The sequence below is a fragment of the Dyadobacter sp. genome, assembly GCF_017744695.1.
GTDB lineage: Bacteria > Bacteroidota > Bacteroidia > Cytophagales > Spirosomataceae > Dyadobacter.
Window position 1 is genome coordinate 305,629 of sequence record NZ_JAGIAS010000009.1, and the last position, 16,722, is coordinate 322,350.

At 52.7% G+C, this 16,722-nt stretch carries 13 protein-coding genes; 7 read left to right on the top strand and 6 right to left on the bottom strand.

The features are described from left to right. The first annotated feature begins 162 nt into the window (after positions 1-162). Complete coding sequence (locus tag J7619_RS27890; RefSeq protein WP_291206988.1) at positions 163-2,472, top strand: TonB-dependent receptor; 2,310 nt, start codon at positions 163-165, stop codon at positions 2,470-2,472. A gap of 4 nt (positions 2,473-2,476) precedes the next feature. Next, positions 2,477-3,250, top strand: a complete 774-nt coding sequence (locus tag J7619_RS27895) for a DUF4249 domain-containing protein (RefSeq protein WP_291206991.1) — start codon at positions 2,477-2,479, stop codon at positions 3,248-3,250. Positions 3,251-3,347: 97 nt separating this feature from the next. On the opposite strand, the gene J7619_RS27900 is transcribed toward J7619_RS27895, so the two are convergent. Continuing rightward, positions 3,348-3,920, bottom strand: coding sequence for a DsbA family protein (locus tag J7619_RS27900; protein ID WP_291206994.1), 573 nt, complete (start codon positions 3,918-3,920; stop codon positions 3,348-3,350). A gap of 270 nt (positions 3,921-4,190) precedes the next feature. Between J7619_RS27900 and J7619_RS27905 the strand changes: the two genes are divergently transcribed. Further along, positions 4,191-6,431: a catalase gene (locus J7619_RS27905; RefSeq protein WP_291206997.1), complete on the top strand. Its 2,241-nt coding sequence runs from the start codon at positions 4,191-4,193 to the stop codon at positions 6,429-6,431. Between the two features lie 61 nt (positions 6,432-6,492). On the opposite strand, the gene J7619_RS27910 is transcribed toward J7619_RS27905, so the two are convergent. The 4 genes from J7619_RS27910 to J7619_RS27925 form a co-directional block, all read right to left on the bottom strand. Beyond that, positions 6,493-7,290: an SDR family oxidoreductase gene (locus tag J7619_RS27910; RefSeq protein ID WP_291207000.1), complete on the bottom strand. Its 798-nt coding sequence runs from the start codon at positions 7,288-7,290 to the stop codon at positions 6,493-6,495. Positions 7,291-7,371: 81 nt separating this feature from the next. Then, positions 7,372-8,373: a glycosyltransferase family 9 protein gene (locus J7619_RS27915; RefSeq protein WP_291207002.1), complete on the bottom strand. Its 1,002-nt coding sequence runs from the start codon at positions 8,371-8,373 to the stop codon at positions 7,372-7,374. Continuing rightward, a complete protein-coding gene (locus tag J7619_RS27920; RefSeq protein WP_291207004.1) occupies positions 8,370-9,353 on the bottom strand; it encodes a glycosyltransferase family 2 protein in 984 nt (327 codons plus the stop codon). The genes J7619_RS27915 and J7619_RS27920 overlap by 4 nt, the downstream gene beginning before the upstream one ends. Next, complete coding sequence (locus tag J7619_RS27925) at positions 9,350-11,068, bottom strand: carbamoyltransferase C-terminal domain-containing protein (RefSeq protein ID WP_291207005.1); 1,719 nt, start codon at positions 11,066-11,068, stop codon at positions 9,350-9,352. The genes J7619_RS27920 and J7619_RS27925 overlap by 4 nt, the downstream gene beginning before the upstream one ends. 237 nt (positions 11,069-11,305) lie before the next feature. On the opposite strand from J7619_RS27925, the gene J7619_RS27930 reads away from it, so the two are divergent. From J7619_RS27930 to J7619_RS27945, 4 genes are read left to right on the top strand one after another with little or no spacing between them, the layout of a single operon-like run. After that, positions 11,306-12,298, top strand: coding sequence for a glycosyltransferase family 4 protein (locus J7619_RS27930; protein WP_291207007.1), 993 nt, complete (start codon positions 11,306-11,308; stop codon positions 12,296-12,298). Further along, positions 12,270-13,601, top strand: coding sequence for a glycosyltransferase (locus J7619_RS27935; protein ID WP_291207009.1), 1,332 nt, complete (start codon positions 12,270-12,272; stop codon positions 13,599-13,601). The genes J7619_RS27930 and J7619_RS27935 overlap by 29 nt, the downstream gene beginning before the upstream one ends. Next, positions 13,585-14,157, top strand: a complete 573-nt coding sequence (locus tag J7619_RS27940; RefSeq protein ID WP_291207012.1) for an HAD family hydrolase — start codon at positions 13,585-13,587, stop codon at positions 14,155-14,157. The genes J7619_RS27935 and J7619_RS27940 overlap by 17 nt, the downstream gene beginning before the upstream one ends. Continuing rightward, on the top strand, positions 14,150-15,277 hold the full coding sequence (locus tag J7619_RS27945) for a glycosyltransferase family 9 protein (protein WP_291207014.1): 1,128 nt from the start codon (positions 14,150-14,152) through the stop codon (positions 15,275-15,277). The genes J7619_RS27940 and J7619_RS27945 overlap by 8 nt, the downstream gene beginning before the upstream one ends. Here the strand turns inward: J7619_RS27945 and J7619_RS27950 are convergent. Next, complete coding sequence (locus J7619_RS27950; protein WP_291207017.1) at positions 15,213-16,721, bottom strand: MFS transporter; 1,509 nt, start codon at positions 16,719-16,721, stop codon at positions 15,213-15,215. The genes J7619_RS27945 and J7619_RS27950 overlap by 65 nt on opposite strands. Position 16,722 lies beyond the last annotated feature (1 nt).

The following is a 16,722-nucleotide window of genomic DNA, read 5'->3' on the forward strand; positions in this document are numbered from 1 at the left end:
TCGCTTTATTATACAAACACAGCCCTCCGGCTTCTATTGTCCGGCCACGGTGGGGTTCTATAATGCCCGGCATCTTTGGTATAATAGTTAGCCTCGTTCCTATAATTCGCGCAAGCCCCTCAGGTGTAGAAAAGTAGTTTTGTTCGACTTCAATTCACTTTTATGAACAAACTGCTCATAGTTGGGATGCTCTTTATCAGCCTAAATAGCGTCGCTCAGAAAAAGTACACCATTAGCGGCACAGTGTCCGACAAAGCGACTGGCGAGTCGCTGATTGGCGCTACTGTCAGCGTCGAAGGTACTCAGCGGGGCACGGTGACTAACGAGTATGGCTTCTTCTCGATCTCTCTTCCCGCAGCCTCCTATATCATCAACGCCAGCTACATGGGATACGCACGCTATTCTGAAAAAGTACTGCTCGATAAGGACTATAAACTAAAGGTAATGCTCGCCCCTGAAGGTAACACATTACAGGAAGTACTTGTAAGTGATAAGGCCAAAAATGAAGCGGTGACCTCGGCGCAGATGGGAAAGGAAAATTTAAATGTTAAGCAACTGGCTTCGCTACCGGTATTATTTGGAGAAAAGGATGTTATGAAAATCGTCCAGCTGTTGCCGGGTGTCAAAGCCGCTGGTGAAGGCAGTACCGGTTTTTACGTAAGAGGGGGTGGGGCCGACCAGAACCTTGTGCTGCTGGATGAGGCCATCGTGTACAATCCGTCACACCTGTTGAGCTTTTTTTCTGTCTTTAATTCTGATGCGATCAAAAGCCTCACTTTGTACAAAGGCAATGAGCCTGCGCAGTATGGAGGGCGTCTTTCGTCGGTTATGGATGTAAAAATGAACGACGGCAACGATCAGTCGTATCATGTAAGCGGAGGGGTGGGGCTGATCGCCGCCCGGTTGAATGTTGAAGGCCCGATCGTGAAGGGCAAAGGATCATTTTTGGTAAGCGGCAGGCGCACCTATGCCGATGCGTTTCTTGGGCTGTCCGGTGATTCCACTGTCCGCAATAACCGCCTTTATTTCTACGACCTGAACGCCAAGTTGAATTACAAATTTACCGACAGGGACAGGATCTATCTCTCCGGTTATTATGGCAAAGACGTCCTGTCGTTTGGGGATGTTCTGGGTATCGACTGGGGCAACGCCACGGCAACGCTTCGGTGGAATCATATTTTTAATTCCAAACTATTTTCCAACACTTCCCTTATTTACAGTGATTACCGCTACAAAGTCTACGTAAATACCGCGGGCGTTACAGGCAACATGCTGTCGTCCATCAAAGACTGGAATTTCAAGGAAGGGCTGGATTACTATATGAATGCCAACAATTCCCTGCACTTTGGATTCAATTCTATTCACCATACGATCGCTCCGGGGATTATCAGCGCCAGCCCTGCCGTCTCCGACACGGCAAATTCAAAAACCTGGGAAAATGCGGTTTACGTCACTGACAGCTGGAAAGCGACCAGTAGATTGAACGTGGATATCGGGGCGCGGTTAAGTGTATTTGCGGTGCTTGGTGGTAATTCCAAATTCTATACGCTGGATGACAACCGGCAAATCGTTGATACACTCCAGGTACCGTCCGGGCAGGTATTTAAGACCTATGTAAATCTGGAACCCCGGATATCTGCCAGTTACCAGTTAGGTAATTCCTCGTCTGTCAAGGCTGCCTATGCGAGAAACGCGCAGTACCTGCACCTGTATTCGAATTTCATCACGAGCAATCCGATCGATAAATGGGTAGCTACAAATAACATTATCAAACCGACCGTTGCCGACCAGGTTTCGCTGGGTTTTTTCCGGAATCTAAGGGAAAATACCTATGAAACCAGCATAGAGACTTACTACAAGGCAATGCACAATGTGGCCGATTACAAAGACAACGCTCAAATTCTGAACAGCAACGAACCGATAGAACCGCAGCTCCTATTTGGCCGGGGGCGAGCGTATGGTATCGAATTCAGTGTGAAAAAGAATGAGGGCCGCTTAACCGGCTGGCTGTCTTATACACTAGCACGAACGGAAATGTTGATCGATGGTGTAAATGATAACAAATGGTATCGCGCCACCCAGGACCGTACCCATGACCTGTCCATTGTGGGAATGTACAAGTTATCGAAGAAATGGACGGCATCGGCCAACTTTGTTTACTACACCGGTAATGCAGCAACCTTTCCAAGCGGTAAATATGAAATCGATGACCAGGCAATACCTTATTACACCGGGCGAAACCAATACAGACGCCCCGCTTATCACAGGCTGGATGTAGGCGCTACCGTCAAATTGAAGGAACATAAGCGCTACTCTTCGGAGCTTTCTTTCAGCATTTATAATGCCTATGGGAGGCAAAATCCTTACATTATTACCTTCCAGACCGACCCTGACAATCCCACCAAGACCCAGGCGCTTCAGACCTCGCTGTTCAGATGGGTGCCGTCTATTTCCTATAATTTCAAATTTTAGCCTGATGAAAATATTCGTTTGGACACTCGCATTTTGCGTAGTTGCACTTTACTCATGCCAAAAAGTGATTGAGGTCGAGCTTAATCCGTCGTCTCCCAAATACGTGATCACCGGGAATATCACAGACCAGCCGGGGCCGTATGAAGTGAAAATAACGAGCTCCATTAATTTTGACGAGGACAATAATTTTCCGACCGTCAGTGGCGCCAGAGTCTACGTCACAGACCAGAACAACTCGTCGACAGATACGCTGACGGAGGTAGCCCCGGGCAGGTACCGGACGCACGTTTGGACGGGTGTCCCCGGGCACACGTACAAACTGGTGGTGATGCTGGGAAGTGAAGTGTTTACCTCTGTGTCTACCATGCCGGCGCCCCAGGGGTTGGACAGCCTGTACACAAAACCAGCTACGTTTGGTGATGGTACCGACGTCGTAGCCGTATATGATGATCCTGTCGGGCTGGGGAATTATTATCACCTGGTGCTAACCATTCAGGACAGCCTGTCGAAAGAGATATACCTGCATAACGACAAAATTAACAACGGATCGAGGGTGACCCATGTTTTAAGCAATGATATAGATATCAAGACCGGCGATACGATCATTGTGAAGCTGCAATGCATTGATGCTGATGTGTATGATTTCTACTATTCACTGGACCAGGCCCTGAAACAAAACTCAGCGGTGATCTCCAACCCCAAAACCAATATACGGGGGGGCGCGATGGGCTATTTCTGCGCACATACCGTTAGAACAAGAAGCTTTGTTTTGAAGTAAGTACTCCCGGGTTAAAGAGTGTGGTTGCTGACAATACCGGTAGCCAGCATCAGGATCTGCCTTGTCCATGAGAATTTTCAAAAAGAGCTTGCTCGTTTCATATCCGTGTCAGGGCTTTTTTGAGCATGGCAGCCAGTTGCTGGAAGGAAAGGAACCCGGTCGCTTTGATACCGCCTCCATTCACGGTAAATGTAATGGTGGGGCAGCTGTCGATTTTGTTCGTGCGGATTTTTAGGGCGTCGTTTTGTAGCGCGCGCCGGGTAGCGGAACTGTCGAAGTCTGTTCCAAATTTTTGTAAATCAAGAATGCCGCGGTTTTCCCTGCTGATTTCCCGTGCCAGATCTACCAAAACGTGAGGAAGCGAAATATCCTGCCCCTCGTGGAGGGCGGCTTTGCGGAGCGCATTCAAATAAAGGTCCGCCGCCCGTTGCGATTGCAACGATACAGCCTTGACTGCCTGACACGCTTTGATGTTGGACGGTTCGTGTCCTGGTCGTGGATTTCGGCTCGTCGCGTCAAAAGTGGCCAGGCAAAACCTGACGTTGATCAGTTCGCTGAATTTGGTAGTGAATTCGTGCCAATGCTGCTGCATTCGCCAACTAACGGGACATAACGGCTGTGTGTAGTATACGATATTGACGATAGTGCGGTTTAGGTCGATTGGTTTCATTTTTTCCATTAAGTTGAGCATTGTCAGGCCATGACCGGGCCTTCGGTTTTCCATTAAAAGTGGTGCAACGATTCCCCAAAAGGCGTGCCGTACTTAGGCAGAAACGCTTCGACAAGGCAAAGAATAGCCTCTGTGTACAAACCCGGGCTTCCGGAACCCTGAATTAGTCCGATACATATCTGCGTTTGATGGTGCTGCGCTGCTGTCAGGTGAGTGAGTGGTTGCTGGAACGGGAATTGCCTTCCCTCAAAAATTTTACTCATCACTTTTATGAAAGAAGAAACAGGCTCACAACCAAAATCCAAAACCGGCGGCACCGGTTTAGCCAGGCACGGCTCGAAGAATCCGGCGGACGGTCAACCGGCAAATGCCAAGACCGAAAGGCTTGAACCATTCATCGAAGATTCGTCGGGCCAGCTGATGAACACGAATACCGGCGTAAAGATCAATGACGATCAGAACTCGCTGAAAGCGGGCGAGCGAGGTGCTACGCTGCTGGAAGACTTTATTCTGCGCGAAAAAATCACCCATTTCGATCACGAGCGCATCCCTGAACGTGTGGTGCATGCCCGCGGATCGGGTGCGCACGGGATTTTCAAACTTTACGAACCGCTCGGCGAGTACACGAAAGCGCAGTTTCTTAACGACACGTCCGTCGAAACGCCCGTTTTTGTCCGGTTTTCAACCGTAGCAGGGTCGCGTGGCTCTACCGATCTGGCACGGGATGTGCGCGGGTTCGCCGTGAAGTTTTATACACAGGAGGGCAATTTCGACCTGGTAGGCAACAATATGCCGGTATTCTTCATCCAGGACGCCACCAAGTTCCCCGACCTGATCCACGCTGTGAAACCCGAACCCGATAATGAGATGCCCCAGGCGGCATCGGCCCACGATACATTCTGGGACTTTATCTCCGTTATGCCCGAATCCACGCACATGATCATGTGGCTTATGAGCGACCGCGCTATTCCGCGCAGCTATCGAATGATGGAAGGTTTCGGTGTACATTCATTCCGGCTGGTCAATGCCGAAGGGAAGAGTTGCTTCGTGAAATTCCACTGGAAGCCTTTGCTGGGCGTGCACTCGGTGGCCTGGGATGAGGCGCAGAACATTTCGGGTAAGGATCCGGACTTCCACCGCCGCGACCTTTGGGATGCGATAGAAAACGGTAATTTCCCCGAATGGGAATTAGGATTGCAAATAGTGCCGGAGGAAGACGAGTTCAAATTTGATTTCGATTTGCTGGACCCAACCAAACTGATCCCCGAAGAGCTTGTGCCGGTGCGCAGGGTGGGTAAGATGACGCTGAATCGTAACCCGGACAATTTTTTTGCGGAAACCGAGCAATCCGCTTTCCATGTCGGACATGTTGTTCCGGGTATCGATTTTACCAACGACCCACTCTTGCAGGGACGGCTCTTCTCTTACACCGACACGCAACTGATCAGGTTGGGCGGTCCCAATTTCCAGGAGATCCCGATCAACCGGCCTGTTGTACCTGTGCACAACAACCAGCGCGATGGCCATATGCGCCAGACAATTAACCGCGGCAAGGTAAGCTATGGTCCCAACTCACTGGGCAATAATTTTCCCGTGCAAGCCAAAGCTTCCGAGGGCGGATACGCCTCCTATCCCGAGCGCATTGATGCGCACAAGGTACGGGCGCGCAGCAAGAGTTTTCTGGACCATTTCAGTCAGGCGAAATTGTTTTTCAACAGCCAGTCGGATGCAGAGAAAAAGCATATGATAGATGCATTCAGCTTTGAGCTGGGCAAGGTCCGATCCAATGAGGTGAGGGAACGTATGCTTGGAATCGTGTCGATGGTGGATAAAAGACTGGCAAGTGAAGTGGCTTCTGCGCTAGGCCTGACCGTGCCGAAAAATCCCAAACGGCCCATGAACCGGAGCATTCCCGCTGATGCCGACCCGGCTGATTATGAGCCCGTGGTCAAAGAGCCGTCCGTTCCCGTGTCGCCGGCATTAAGCATGGCAACCAGCCCGAAAGATAGTATCAGTACACGCAAAATAGCATTCCTGGCCGCCGATGGGGTCGACGGAAAGTCTTTGAGCACCGTCAAGACTGCGCTGGAAAAGGCCGGCGCCGTAGTGGAAGTGATTGCGCCGAGGCAGAATTTTGTTCTTTCCGAAACAAAGGAGCAGCTGCCTGTGAATCACAGCCTGCTCACTGCGGCTTCGGTATTCTATGACGGTGTGTACGTGCCGGGAGGAGCCAACAGCGTTGCTGCCATCGCGGCAAATGGGGATGCGGTACATTTCCTGAATGAAGCATTCAAGCATTGCAAAGCTATTGCGTTCGATTCCGCGGCGATTCCCGTGATCGAATCCACCTATTTCGCAAATAAGGTTCCCGCCGAAAGTACCGATGAATCGGTTCTGCGGGAGGGGATCGTGATCGGGAATAAGGCTTCCACGCTCGCCGATCGTTTCATCTTGGCGCTGGCCCAGCATCGTTTCTGGGATCGCGAGAAATCAGGGAAAGTTCCTGCTTGAAAAGGATAGGATTGGGGTATTTAAAGAGCGGCCGCCTGTTACGCGGCCGCTCTTTAAATGGTTATGGCTGTTCCACCGGCTTTTGTTGCTCGTTCATCTGATGCGCAACCACGCTGTCCGGCGTGACGTTGCTCATGGCGATTTGCATCTTGTTTTTAAAGCCGGATACGACTTTGTCTTTGCCCTCCATCAGCGCTTCGTACCCATCGCGTGCCACTTCGGCCGGATCGGCTAAATCGTCTTCGTCCTGAACAGCCTTGCTATCCTGCATATCGGCCTTGTTGAAGAAATCGGTATCGGTAACGCCGGGCATCAGGGCCGTTAGGGTGACGCCGGTGTCTTTTACTTCTTCCCTGACAGCCTCGGTGAACGAGAGGACAAATGCCTTGGTGCCATGGTACACCGCCTGCCACGGGCCCGGCAGTTTACTGGCAATGGACGCCAGATTGAGAATTTTACCCGACTTGCGGGCGGTCATGTCCGTTAAAAAGCATTTGGTAAGCACCACCAGCGAGGCGATGTTCAGGTCGATGATCCTCAACTCCCGGTCGATGTCCGTTTGATCAAACTGACCATACACACCCTGTCCGGCGTTGTTGACCAGCACATCGATTTCAATGCCGCGCTGCTTGACATCTGCATAAAGTCCGAAGGCCTGTTCCCGGTCAAAAAGATCTTTGGGGATGGGTAGTACCTGGACACCGAATGTGCGCAGCAGCGAGCTGGTTTCGTCGAGTTCGGCAATATCCCGGGCGGTAATGACGAGGTTATAGCCGTCGCGGGCGAAGAGTTTGGCAAGTTCCAGCCCTATTCCACTTGTAGCCCCGGTGATCAGGGCATATTTTCCATTGTTTTCCATGATATCGTGTATTTGAATGAAAGGCTGTTCCAGGTTAAAAACCATGCCCGAAGGGGTAGATGGGGTTGGTACGTCGGGATTTCAACCGGCGTAAGCATGGCGCTCTTCCAGTAATGCAAGCATCGAATTGAGCACGACATCGAAATCCTGGCAGGTATTCCAGTTGATGGTTTTATGCAAGGCCTTGTTCAGGGGAGCCCAGCGCTCGGGTTCTCCATCCATACTGATTACCACGCTGGGCGTACCGGTGGCCGCGGCAATGTGTGAAACGCCGGTGCAGTTACTGACCAGCAGTGCGGATTCCCGGATCAGTTGTGCGATTTCGCCGGGCCCCGTCCGACCTGTGAGGTCGATGGCCGGATAATCCATGGCTTCAATGACCTGCCGCGTAACATCCGCTTCGCCAGCCGTGCCGGTGACTACCACCTGATAATTCATGCCCGCGCATTCGTCGGCCAGGCAGGCGAAATGCGAGGGTGGCCACTGGCGCCATGCGCCGCGCGAGCCCGGATGCACACATACATAATGTCCTTCTTCAAGCAGCGGGTTTTGGGCATGAAAACGGGCTGCTTCTGCCTCGGTAACCGGATATTCGAGATGCGTGCCGACCGCCGGGATACCAAGGTGCTTCATTAGCCGCAGATGCCGCTCGATTTCGGAAATGCCCGTCGGATATTCGAGAAAGCGGGCGGGGGCGCGGTAATTTCCTTTGCTATGAAACCCCGCCACCGGCCCCGCCCGAAGGTTTTCGAGCATTTCGTTCGCAATGCTGCCATTGCCCTGCATTTGCAGGATCAGGTCGAAAGGCGTCTCGCGGATGTTTTGTTCGAATCGCTGCCAATTGCCTGTGTCAACCGGTTGCTCGGGAAGGCCTTCGTAGCCCGGGAAATGAATGAAGTCATCCAGATAGGCCGAAAAGCGTTCGCGGAAAGATGCTGCCCAGGGGAGACCGAGCAAGGTGATTTCGGCTTCGGGATATGCATGGCGCAATGCCCGCAGTGCCGGGACGGAACAAAGCATGTCGCCGAGTTGCAATGCCCTGAAAACGGCGATGCGGTGTGTTGTTTGTGGTGGAAATGTCATAGAAAAAAGACTTTGTATCGCAGTGCCCCGCGAATGGTCCAGTAAACAGACAGGTAAGGAATCACAATGGAAGTAACCATCATTTCCGCGCGGTGCGAAAACGAAGCATCGGTGCCGCTGAGGCGTTTGGTAACAAAAAGCAGGATCAGGCAGGACCAGATCAGCAGCGCTGCTCCGCCCACTGCCGGTGCGCCGAGCGCCAAGCCGAGAGCGGCAGCGATGCTCGCCAGGATAATGATGTAGTAGTTCCACACCGGGCCACGGGCAATCCTGGTCCGGTACAACGCCGGATGTTTTTTGAAAAGCAATGCATTAAACATGCTTTTACGCTGCTCGGCGATGCTCACACCCCATAAGGGCTTGCGGACGGGATGACAAACGATGGCCTCGGAAACATGATAGATCGGGACCTGGCTGGTCAGCAGCTTGAACTGCAAATCCGAATCCTCCCGCCAGGCCGTTGGGAATGCCTCGTCGAATCCCCCGGTCAATTCCAGGGCATTTCGGCTGCAAGCGCAGTTGGCTGTAATAAATTCGGCGGAGGAGAGGTATGCGACGTTTTTCTCATAATCGGTAGGACAGTCGCGAACGGGCACTGTCACACGGCCGGTGAAGGCAATGTATTTTTGATCGTGGAAGCGATAGGCACGCCAGTAAGCGGCAAGCCAGCCGGCATCGGGAACACAATCGTCGTCGGTGAAAACGACCAGGTCGCCCGCCGTTCTGCGCCAACCGTAGTTCCGTGCGGCCGCAGGCCCGCTTTGGACCGGCAAACTTTGGAATGTAATGCAGAAATCAGTGTATTCTTCGGCAAAAAATTGCACGATGGCCTCTGTCTGCGGATCAGGACCATCGGACACCACTGCGACTTCAAAAAAACATCCCGGATAATCCTGCCGGCACAGCGCTTCCAGGCATTTATACAAAAGTTTCGGGCGTTTAAATGTCGGTATGACCACACTCATACTGGCTGTTATCATTGCTTTTCGAGGATAAATGAATTAATGATCAATGCGTCGAAGGGCGATGTCCAGAAACATTCGATCGCGTCCCTGGGCGAGCACACGATCGGTTCGCCGCGCGTGTTGAACGAGGTATTCACCAATACCGGAACACCGGTAAGCGCCTTGAACTCGCTGATCAGATCATAGTAAAGGACATGTTGATCGCGGTTGACGGTCTGCACACGTGCGGTGCCGTCGGTGTGGCGAACTGCGGGAATGCGGTCCGCTTTATCCTCTTTGACCGGGTAAACAAACAGCATGAACGGCGACACCCCGGCATTTTCAAACCACTCGTTGGCGTCGTCTTCCATTACGACGGGGGCTACCGGCCTGAAATCCTCCCGATCTTTGATATCGTTGAGTCGCGCCTGCATGTCCGGATGGATCGGTGAGGCAAGGATTGAACGGGCGCCAAGCGACCGCGGCCCGAATTCCATCCGTCCCTGATACCAGGCAATGATCTTATCCTCAGCCAGGATCGCCGCTGTTTCTTTTGCGATATTGGTCAGTCGTTTGTAGGGCATTTTAGCCCAGAGCATAAATTGTTCGATTTCCTCGTCGGAATAGCCTGGGCCCCAGTATACATGCTTCATGGGCATCGTGTATCGTGGACCTTCTTCATGGGTGTTCAGGCGAACGTCTAACCATTGAGCGGCTCCCAGGGCAGTACCCGCGTCGCCGGCGGCCGGCTGCACCCATACATGCTGAAACGGCCCCTGGTCGCGGATCACCGCATTCATGACACAATTCAATGCGACGCCACCGGCCATGCAAAGGTTTTCGGAACCGGTCTGTTCATAGAGCCATTGGGCCAGCTTTAAAACTGTTTCTTCCAAGGCTTTTTGTAGTGAATGCGCAATATCGTAATGCAGCTGCCCGAAAGGGTCGTCCTTCCGGCGACCTGCTCCCCACCATTGCTCGGGATCGAAATCGTCGATGGTGTATTGCCCATCGTCCCCAACGTGGATGATCGACCGGAAATCTTCCAGGTACACCGGCCGGCCATAGGAAGCCAGGGCCATTACCTTGTATTCATCGGATGAATGCAGGAATCCCAGGTATGTGGTTATTTTTTCATACAACATTCCCAGTGAATGGGGCATATCTACCGAATCGATCTGAACCAGTGAATTGTCCTTACCGATAAAGTAGCCTGTTGTCGCCTGCTCGCCCCGACCGTCGATCGTGAGCACGGCGGCTTCATGGAATGGTGAAGGAAAAAATGCGCTGGCTGCATGTGCGACGTGGTGGTTGACATACTTCCATTTACCTGCGATGTCGCCACCGTTGGCCAGCCGTTTTTGCAAATGGTGCGGATAACCATCCCGAAGCTGGGCCGGGGCTTTGCGGATGTATTCAAGGAAAAGTGTATCCCAATCCCGGTACACATCCGGCGCGGTCAGTAAGTCGGTCGTATCGTTGAATTCGCTTTTATAGATGGGTGATTCTGCAATGCCTTCGGGATCAAACGAGTAGGCGATGTGGTCTACGTCTCCCAGGGTAATGCCCGCGGCTTTGAGGCAGTAGTCGATGGCGTGGAAAGGTAGCTCCCAGGTAGTGAATGGTACGGGGCGTTTGCCGTGTTTGATATGGGTAAAACGCTCTTCTTCTGCGGCGGCGATAATTTTTCCGTCTTTTACCAGCGCGGCGGCGGTGTCATGAAACGCTGCATTGATTCCAAGTATGTACATAGGCCATTTTCGGTTTGTGAATGTGGGCCGCTGGGCACAACTACTGTGCCAGTTCAAATTGTGGACATTCTTCCATGCCGGGGATCGGTGGGGACTCCTTATATACGTTGCGTTTGGAAGCGTTTCGACTGGTTTATGTGCTTTCAGGCTGCCAAGTGCCTGATAGACAAAACAGCGTTTACAAGGCGTGGCATCGTTTTTGACAAGGCGCCGCCTGTTTCACTTAAACGATTGCATATGAGCGGGAGCAGCGGCGGCCGGTTGAGGATCTTTACCTGGCACATTCATGGAAGTTATCTTTACTATCTTTCAAAAGGCGATTACGACATTTTTATTCCCGTCAACGGCACCCGGAGTGAAGGGTATTACGGGCGAGGCGAAACATTCCCTTTTGGTCCCAATGTGATTGAAGTTGATGTCGCGCAGGTGCGTCACCAGCAGTTCGACTGTATCCTGTTCCAATCGGAGCGGAATTACCTGATTGATCAGCATGACATCCTCGCCGACTGGCAGAAGCGGCTCCCGCGCGTGTACGTGGAGCACAACACGCCCGAGCCACACCCCACCAACAGTATTCATGTGATGACCGACCCGGCCGTCACGATGGTTCACGTGACGCATTTTAACAAGCTCATGTGGGACAATGGTAGTACCCGAAATGTGCGCGTGATAGCGCACGGCGTCAGCATTCCGGCGGTTTCTTACCGGGGTGATATCCCGCGCGGCATTGTGGTGATCAACCATATCGAGCAACGGGGGCGGATCACGGGCTGGGATGTTTTCGATCAAGTCCGGAAGCATGTGCCCCTGGACCTGGTTGGCATGGGCACCAGCGGCTCGGGCGGGCTGGGGGAGGTGCTCAACCCGGAATTACCCGAATTTATCAGCCATTACCGCTTTTTTTTCAATCCGATCCGCTATACGAGTTTTGGCCTTGCCGTGTGCGAAGCCATGATGACCGGAATGCCCGTGGTGGCGTTGGCGACCACCGAATATGTGACAGTGATCAAAGATCGGGAATGCGGGTTGATAGACACCGATATCGATCGTCTCATCGAAGGCATGAACAGTCTCATCGCCAACCCCGCCTGGGCACGGCAGCTAGGCGAACAGGCCAGGCAAGTAGCCGCCCATAAATTCAACATTACCCGGTTTGTGACCGACTGGGAAAACACTTTCAGACAAACTATCCAACACAATTATGAAAAGGAAAATAGCATTCATCAGTGAACATGCTTCTCCGCTGGCAGTACTGGGCGGCGTGGATAGCGGAGGACAGAACGTATACGTGGCCGAACTTTGCAAATCGCTCGCCAAACTGGGTTACCTGATCGACATTTTTACAAGAAAGGACTGTACCGAACTTCCTGAGATCGTTTCATGGGTGCCGGGCGTCCGCGTGATACATATCGAGGCCGGCCCCGCTGCCGACGTGCCCAAGGAGCATTTGCTGGGCTTTATGGATGAATTCGGAAGGAACATGATCCGTTTCATCGCGCGATTTCAGATGGATTATGAATTGATACATGCCAATTTCTTTATGTCCGGCCTGGTGGCGTCGTACGTCAAGCGGCGGCTGGGGATCCCGTACGTGATCACATTTCATGCGCTGGGCAAAATTCGCAAACTGCATCAGAAAGAACTGGACGCATTTCCCGAAGAGCGCCTGGATATCGAACAGATGATCGTAGGCGATGCCGATTATATCATCGCCGAATGCCCGCAGGACAAACAGGACCTGGTGCAGCATTACCACGCCGATCCGTCCCACATTACCATTATACCCTGCGGTTTCAGTGCGGACGAGTTTCATCCGTCGGCCCGGTTGATAGCACGGAGGTACCTGGGATTGGATGAAGATGAGCTGGTATTGCTGCAATTGGGCAGAGTGGTGCCCCGCAAGGGGATCGATAACGTGATCCGCTCGCTGCGCTATCTGCACGACATCCCCAAGTTACGATTGCTCGTTGTCGGGGGCGCGACAGACGTGCCCGATTTTGAAAAAGACCAGGAGTTTATCCGTCTTCGCGACATAGCCCGGGCAGAAGGCGTATTGGAGCGCGTCGAATTTACAGGGCGCCGGAACCGGCAACAGCTCAAACAATACTACCAGGCCGCGGATTTTTTCATTTCCACGCCCTGGTATGAGCCCTTTGGCATTACCCCGCTGGAAGCGATGGCTTGCGGCACCCCGGTTATCGGCTCGGCGGTCGGAGGTATCAAATACACTGTCAAAGACCGCGAAACGGGCTTTTTAGTGCCGCCGAACGACCCGGAAGGACTAGCGCTGGCCGTACGGGAGGGAATTGCGTGCCCCGACAAATACCAGGCATTGTGCCGCAACGCGCTCAAACGGGTGAATGCGTACTTCACGTGGGAACACGTGGCGCAGAAAGCTGATGATCTCTACTGTCGCATCCATCACCACATGCTGTCGCGGCCAGCTGCCTACATGCTTCCAATGCGGAATGCCGGCGGTATGCAACACGCTGATTATCGTAACAGCACCAGGGCCTATGCAATTCCACGTTAACAAGGCGGTCTTTCTGGATAAAGACGGCACCCTGATCAGGGACGAGCCTTATAATGTTGACCCGGCCAAAGTTGTTTTTGAAGCCGAAGTATTCGACGGCCTGCGGACTTTGCAGGCCGACGGATACCGCCTGGTGGTGGTGTCGAACCAGCCGGGCCTGGCAATGGGGCTGTTTTCCCAAACCGAACTGGACGCTTTGATCCGCTATTTCGAGGATGTTTTCGTGGAAAACGGATTGGTACTCTCCGGATTTTATTACTGTCCGCATTTGCCTGCTACTGCCGGGAATGCGTGTGAATGCCGTAAACCGGGGCCGGGTTTGCTGGTGCAGGCGGCGGCCGATCTGCATATCGATCTTACCCATTCCTGGATGATCGGCGATATTCTTGATGATGTGGAAGCGGGGAACCGCGCGGGTTGCCAGACAGTGCTGATCGACAACGGAAACGAGACGGAATGGCTCGAAGGGCCACATCGCGTTCCACATTATACCACAAGGCATTTCAAGGATGCCGCCGATTACATCACTAGCCAAACCATTGCAGAACATGATTGAACACCAGCCGTTGCGGCATATACTCTGCATCCGGGCCGACAATATGGGCGACGTCATCATGTCTTCGCCGGCGATTCGCGCACTGAAACAAACTTTTGGAAGCCGGATCACACTGCTTACCTCACAGGCAGGCGCATTGGTTGCTCCTTATCTGGATTGCGTGGATGGCTTGATTACGGCCGATTTACCCTGGACCGGACATGCTGGCGCCACAGATTGTGTTCTTCCTGCATTGGCGGGTGAAATCGCTGCGATGCGTTTCGATGCGGCTATCATTTTTACCGTGTACAGTCAAAGCGCGCTTCCGGCCGCCTTGCTCGCATACATGACGGGTATTCCCGTGCGCGTCGCCCACGCGAGGGAAAATCCTTATGCATTGCTCACTACATGGCTTCCCGACCAGGAGCCTTACGAGCAGATCAGTCACCAGGTGGAGCGCGACCTGAACCTGGTTCAGGCCCTGGGTGCCGGCGTCGCCGATGACCGGCTTTCTTTGTCCCTGGATCCGAATATACCAGCCGGATTGCAGCGCAAACTGTCTTCTGTATTCATTGCTTCTGATACATCCTATATCGTGCTGCATCCCGGAGTTTCGGAGGAAAAGCGAAAATACCCGGTGGAGTTGTGGGTGAAGGCGGGCAGGCTTTTGGCCGCAAAATTCGGTTTGCCATTGCTGATATCCGGGGCGTCATCGGAAAAAGTGCTCGCCGAGTCGGTCGCTGCCGGTATTGGTGCCGGGGCCTGGTCGGTCGCAGGCATGCTGTCACTGGGAGAATTTATTGCATTGACAGACAAGGCAGCTTGTGTAGTCTCGGTCAATACTTCTACCATCCATATAGCCGCCGCCGTTCAAACGCCGGTGGTTGTTTTATATGCACAAACCAATCCCCAGCACACCCCCTGGAAAAGCCCTCATGAAGTCTTACCGTTTTCGGTACCCGATCATTTGCAAAGCCGGAATGTGATTGTCCGGCACGTGGCCCGAAACCTTTATCGTGATGAAATTCCCTATCCCGACCCTGTTGAAATAGTGAAGGCAGTGGAAAGATTATTACTTACTTCAAAGGCGGCCCCTCGGCCCCTTGCTGAACAGGTGCGTTACCGACGCGCTTGCCTTTGAGCAGGGCATTCAAAGATGATTGCCAGTTGAGGAGTGCATCGATGACGAAGAAATCGCGCAGGTTGCTGCGAATGCTCGTACGCAGGATTCGTTTGACAATACTCTTGTGTACCTCGCCTTCTTCCCGCACGCGCGGCAGTAGCTGGATAGCCAGGACGGTGAGCACCGCTCCGATCAGAAAAAGGAAATTCCATTCATGCAACAGCAGTAGCCGGAAGCTTTTTTGCAGGGTCGGTCCTGTCCATTCGGCCATAATGCGCAGTTGCCGTAGCGTGAAATAGTCGGCCAGGAAGCCTCCGATCATGGGTGCCAGCGAGGAAAACACGGAAGTAATGATGTTTTTGACAGAAAGGTAAATAATAGCTTCGCGTGACGGCGCCAGTTTGAGCCCGATGTTGGTCAATGCGAGATTGATGCCCGCATTACTGGCACCGCTCAGTATGTGAATGAGCGCCAGCAGGATCATGTTTGAAACCAGGTTGTAATAAATTCCTACAAAACACCAGGCGATTACGCATAGCAGGTACATTGGGGCGCAAATGGCGATGATCGTCTTGTTGCTGTAACGGTCGGCGAACACGCCCCAGAGTCCGAGCGTGAGAATGCTGCTCAACTGGCTCAGGATGGTTAGCGGAACAATGTAAAGCAGTGTCAGCCCCAGGGTTTTCAGCATAAAAACCGTGAAAAACGGCGTCGCGATATTGACTGCAAAGAGCCATGCCGAATTGAATACAAGCAACTTCCGGAAGTTAAGGTCTCGCAGCGGCCGTACGAACATTCTGAGAATGTTGTCCTTATCCAGAAGCGACAATGGTTCGGGAACGGTGGATAGCAGCCACGCGCCGGAGAGGCCGATGAAACCAGCCAGTATGAACATGATCGAGTAGGTCGTTAGCTCAAACTGAGGGTAGTTTTTGCGGATGTTATCGACTGCAATGGCCAGTATAATGCTCAGGGCCACATTTAGTATCTGTGCGTAGCGGCTGCGTTTGGAAAAATATACGCCCAGCATTTCACCGGGGACGAGATCTTTCATCCAGGCGTTCCAACTGGGTCCGGCGATAGATCCGAACAAATAGAAGAAAAAAAGGAAAAATAGCAGCAGATTCACCGGGGCTTCTTTTCCAAATACGAAAGGCAGTAAGCCGATTGCCAGAAGCGGTACACGCGCCAGTACCGAGCAGATGACCGAAACCGCGCGCCGGTTGTTGTACCTGCGGATCAGCCAGATAGAAGTGAGCTGAAATACGTTGGTGAGTGTGGGTAACGAAGCCAGCAGGCCGATCTGAAAGTTGTTGGCGCCCAACAACAATGCAAACGCGACCAGAAACGTGCCACCCGTGAGAGTGGTCATGGCCTCGGTAGTCAGGCCTTCTTTCAGAATGGTGTTCAATCCACTGTTGACTTCCTGTTCGGAGAGTCGTTCCTTCGGTCTGAAAATCATA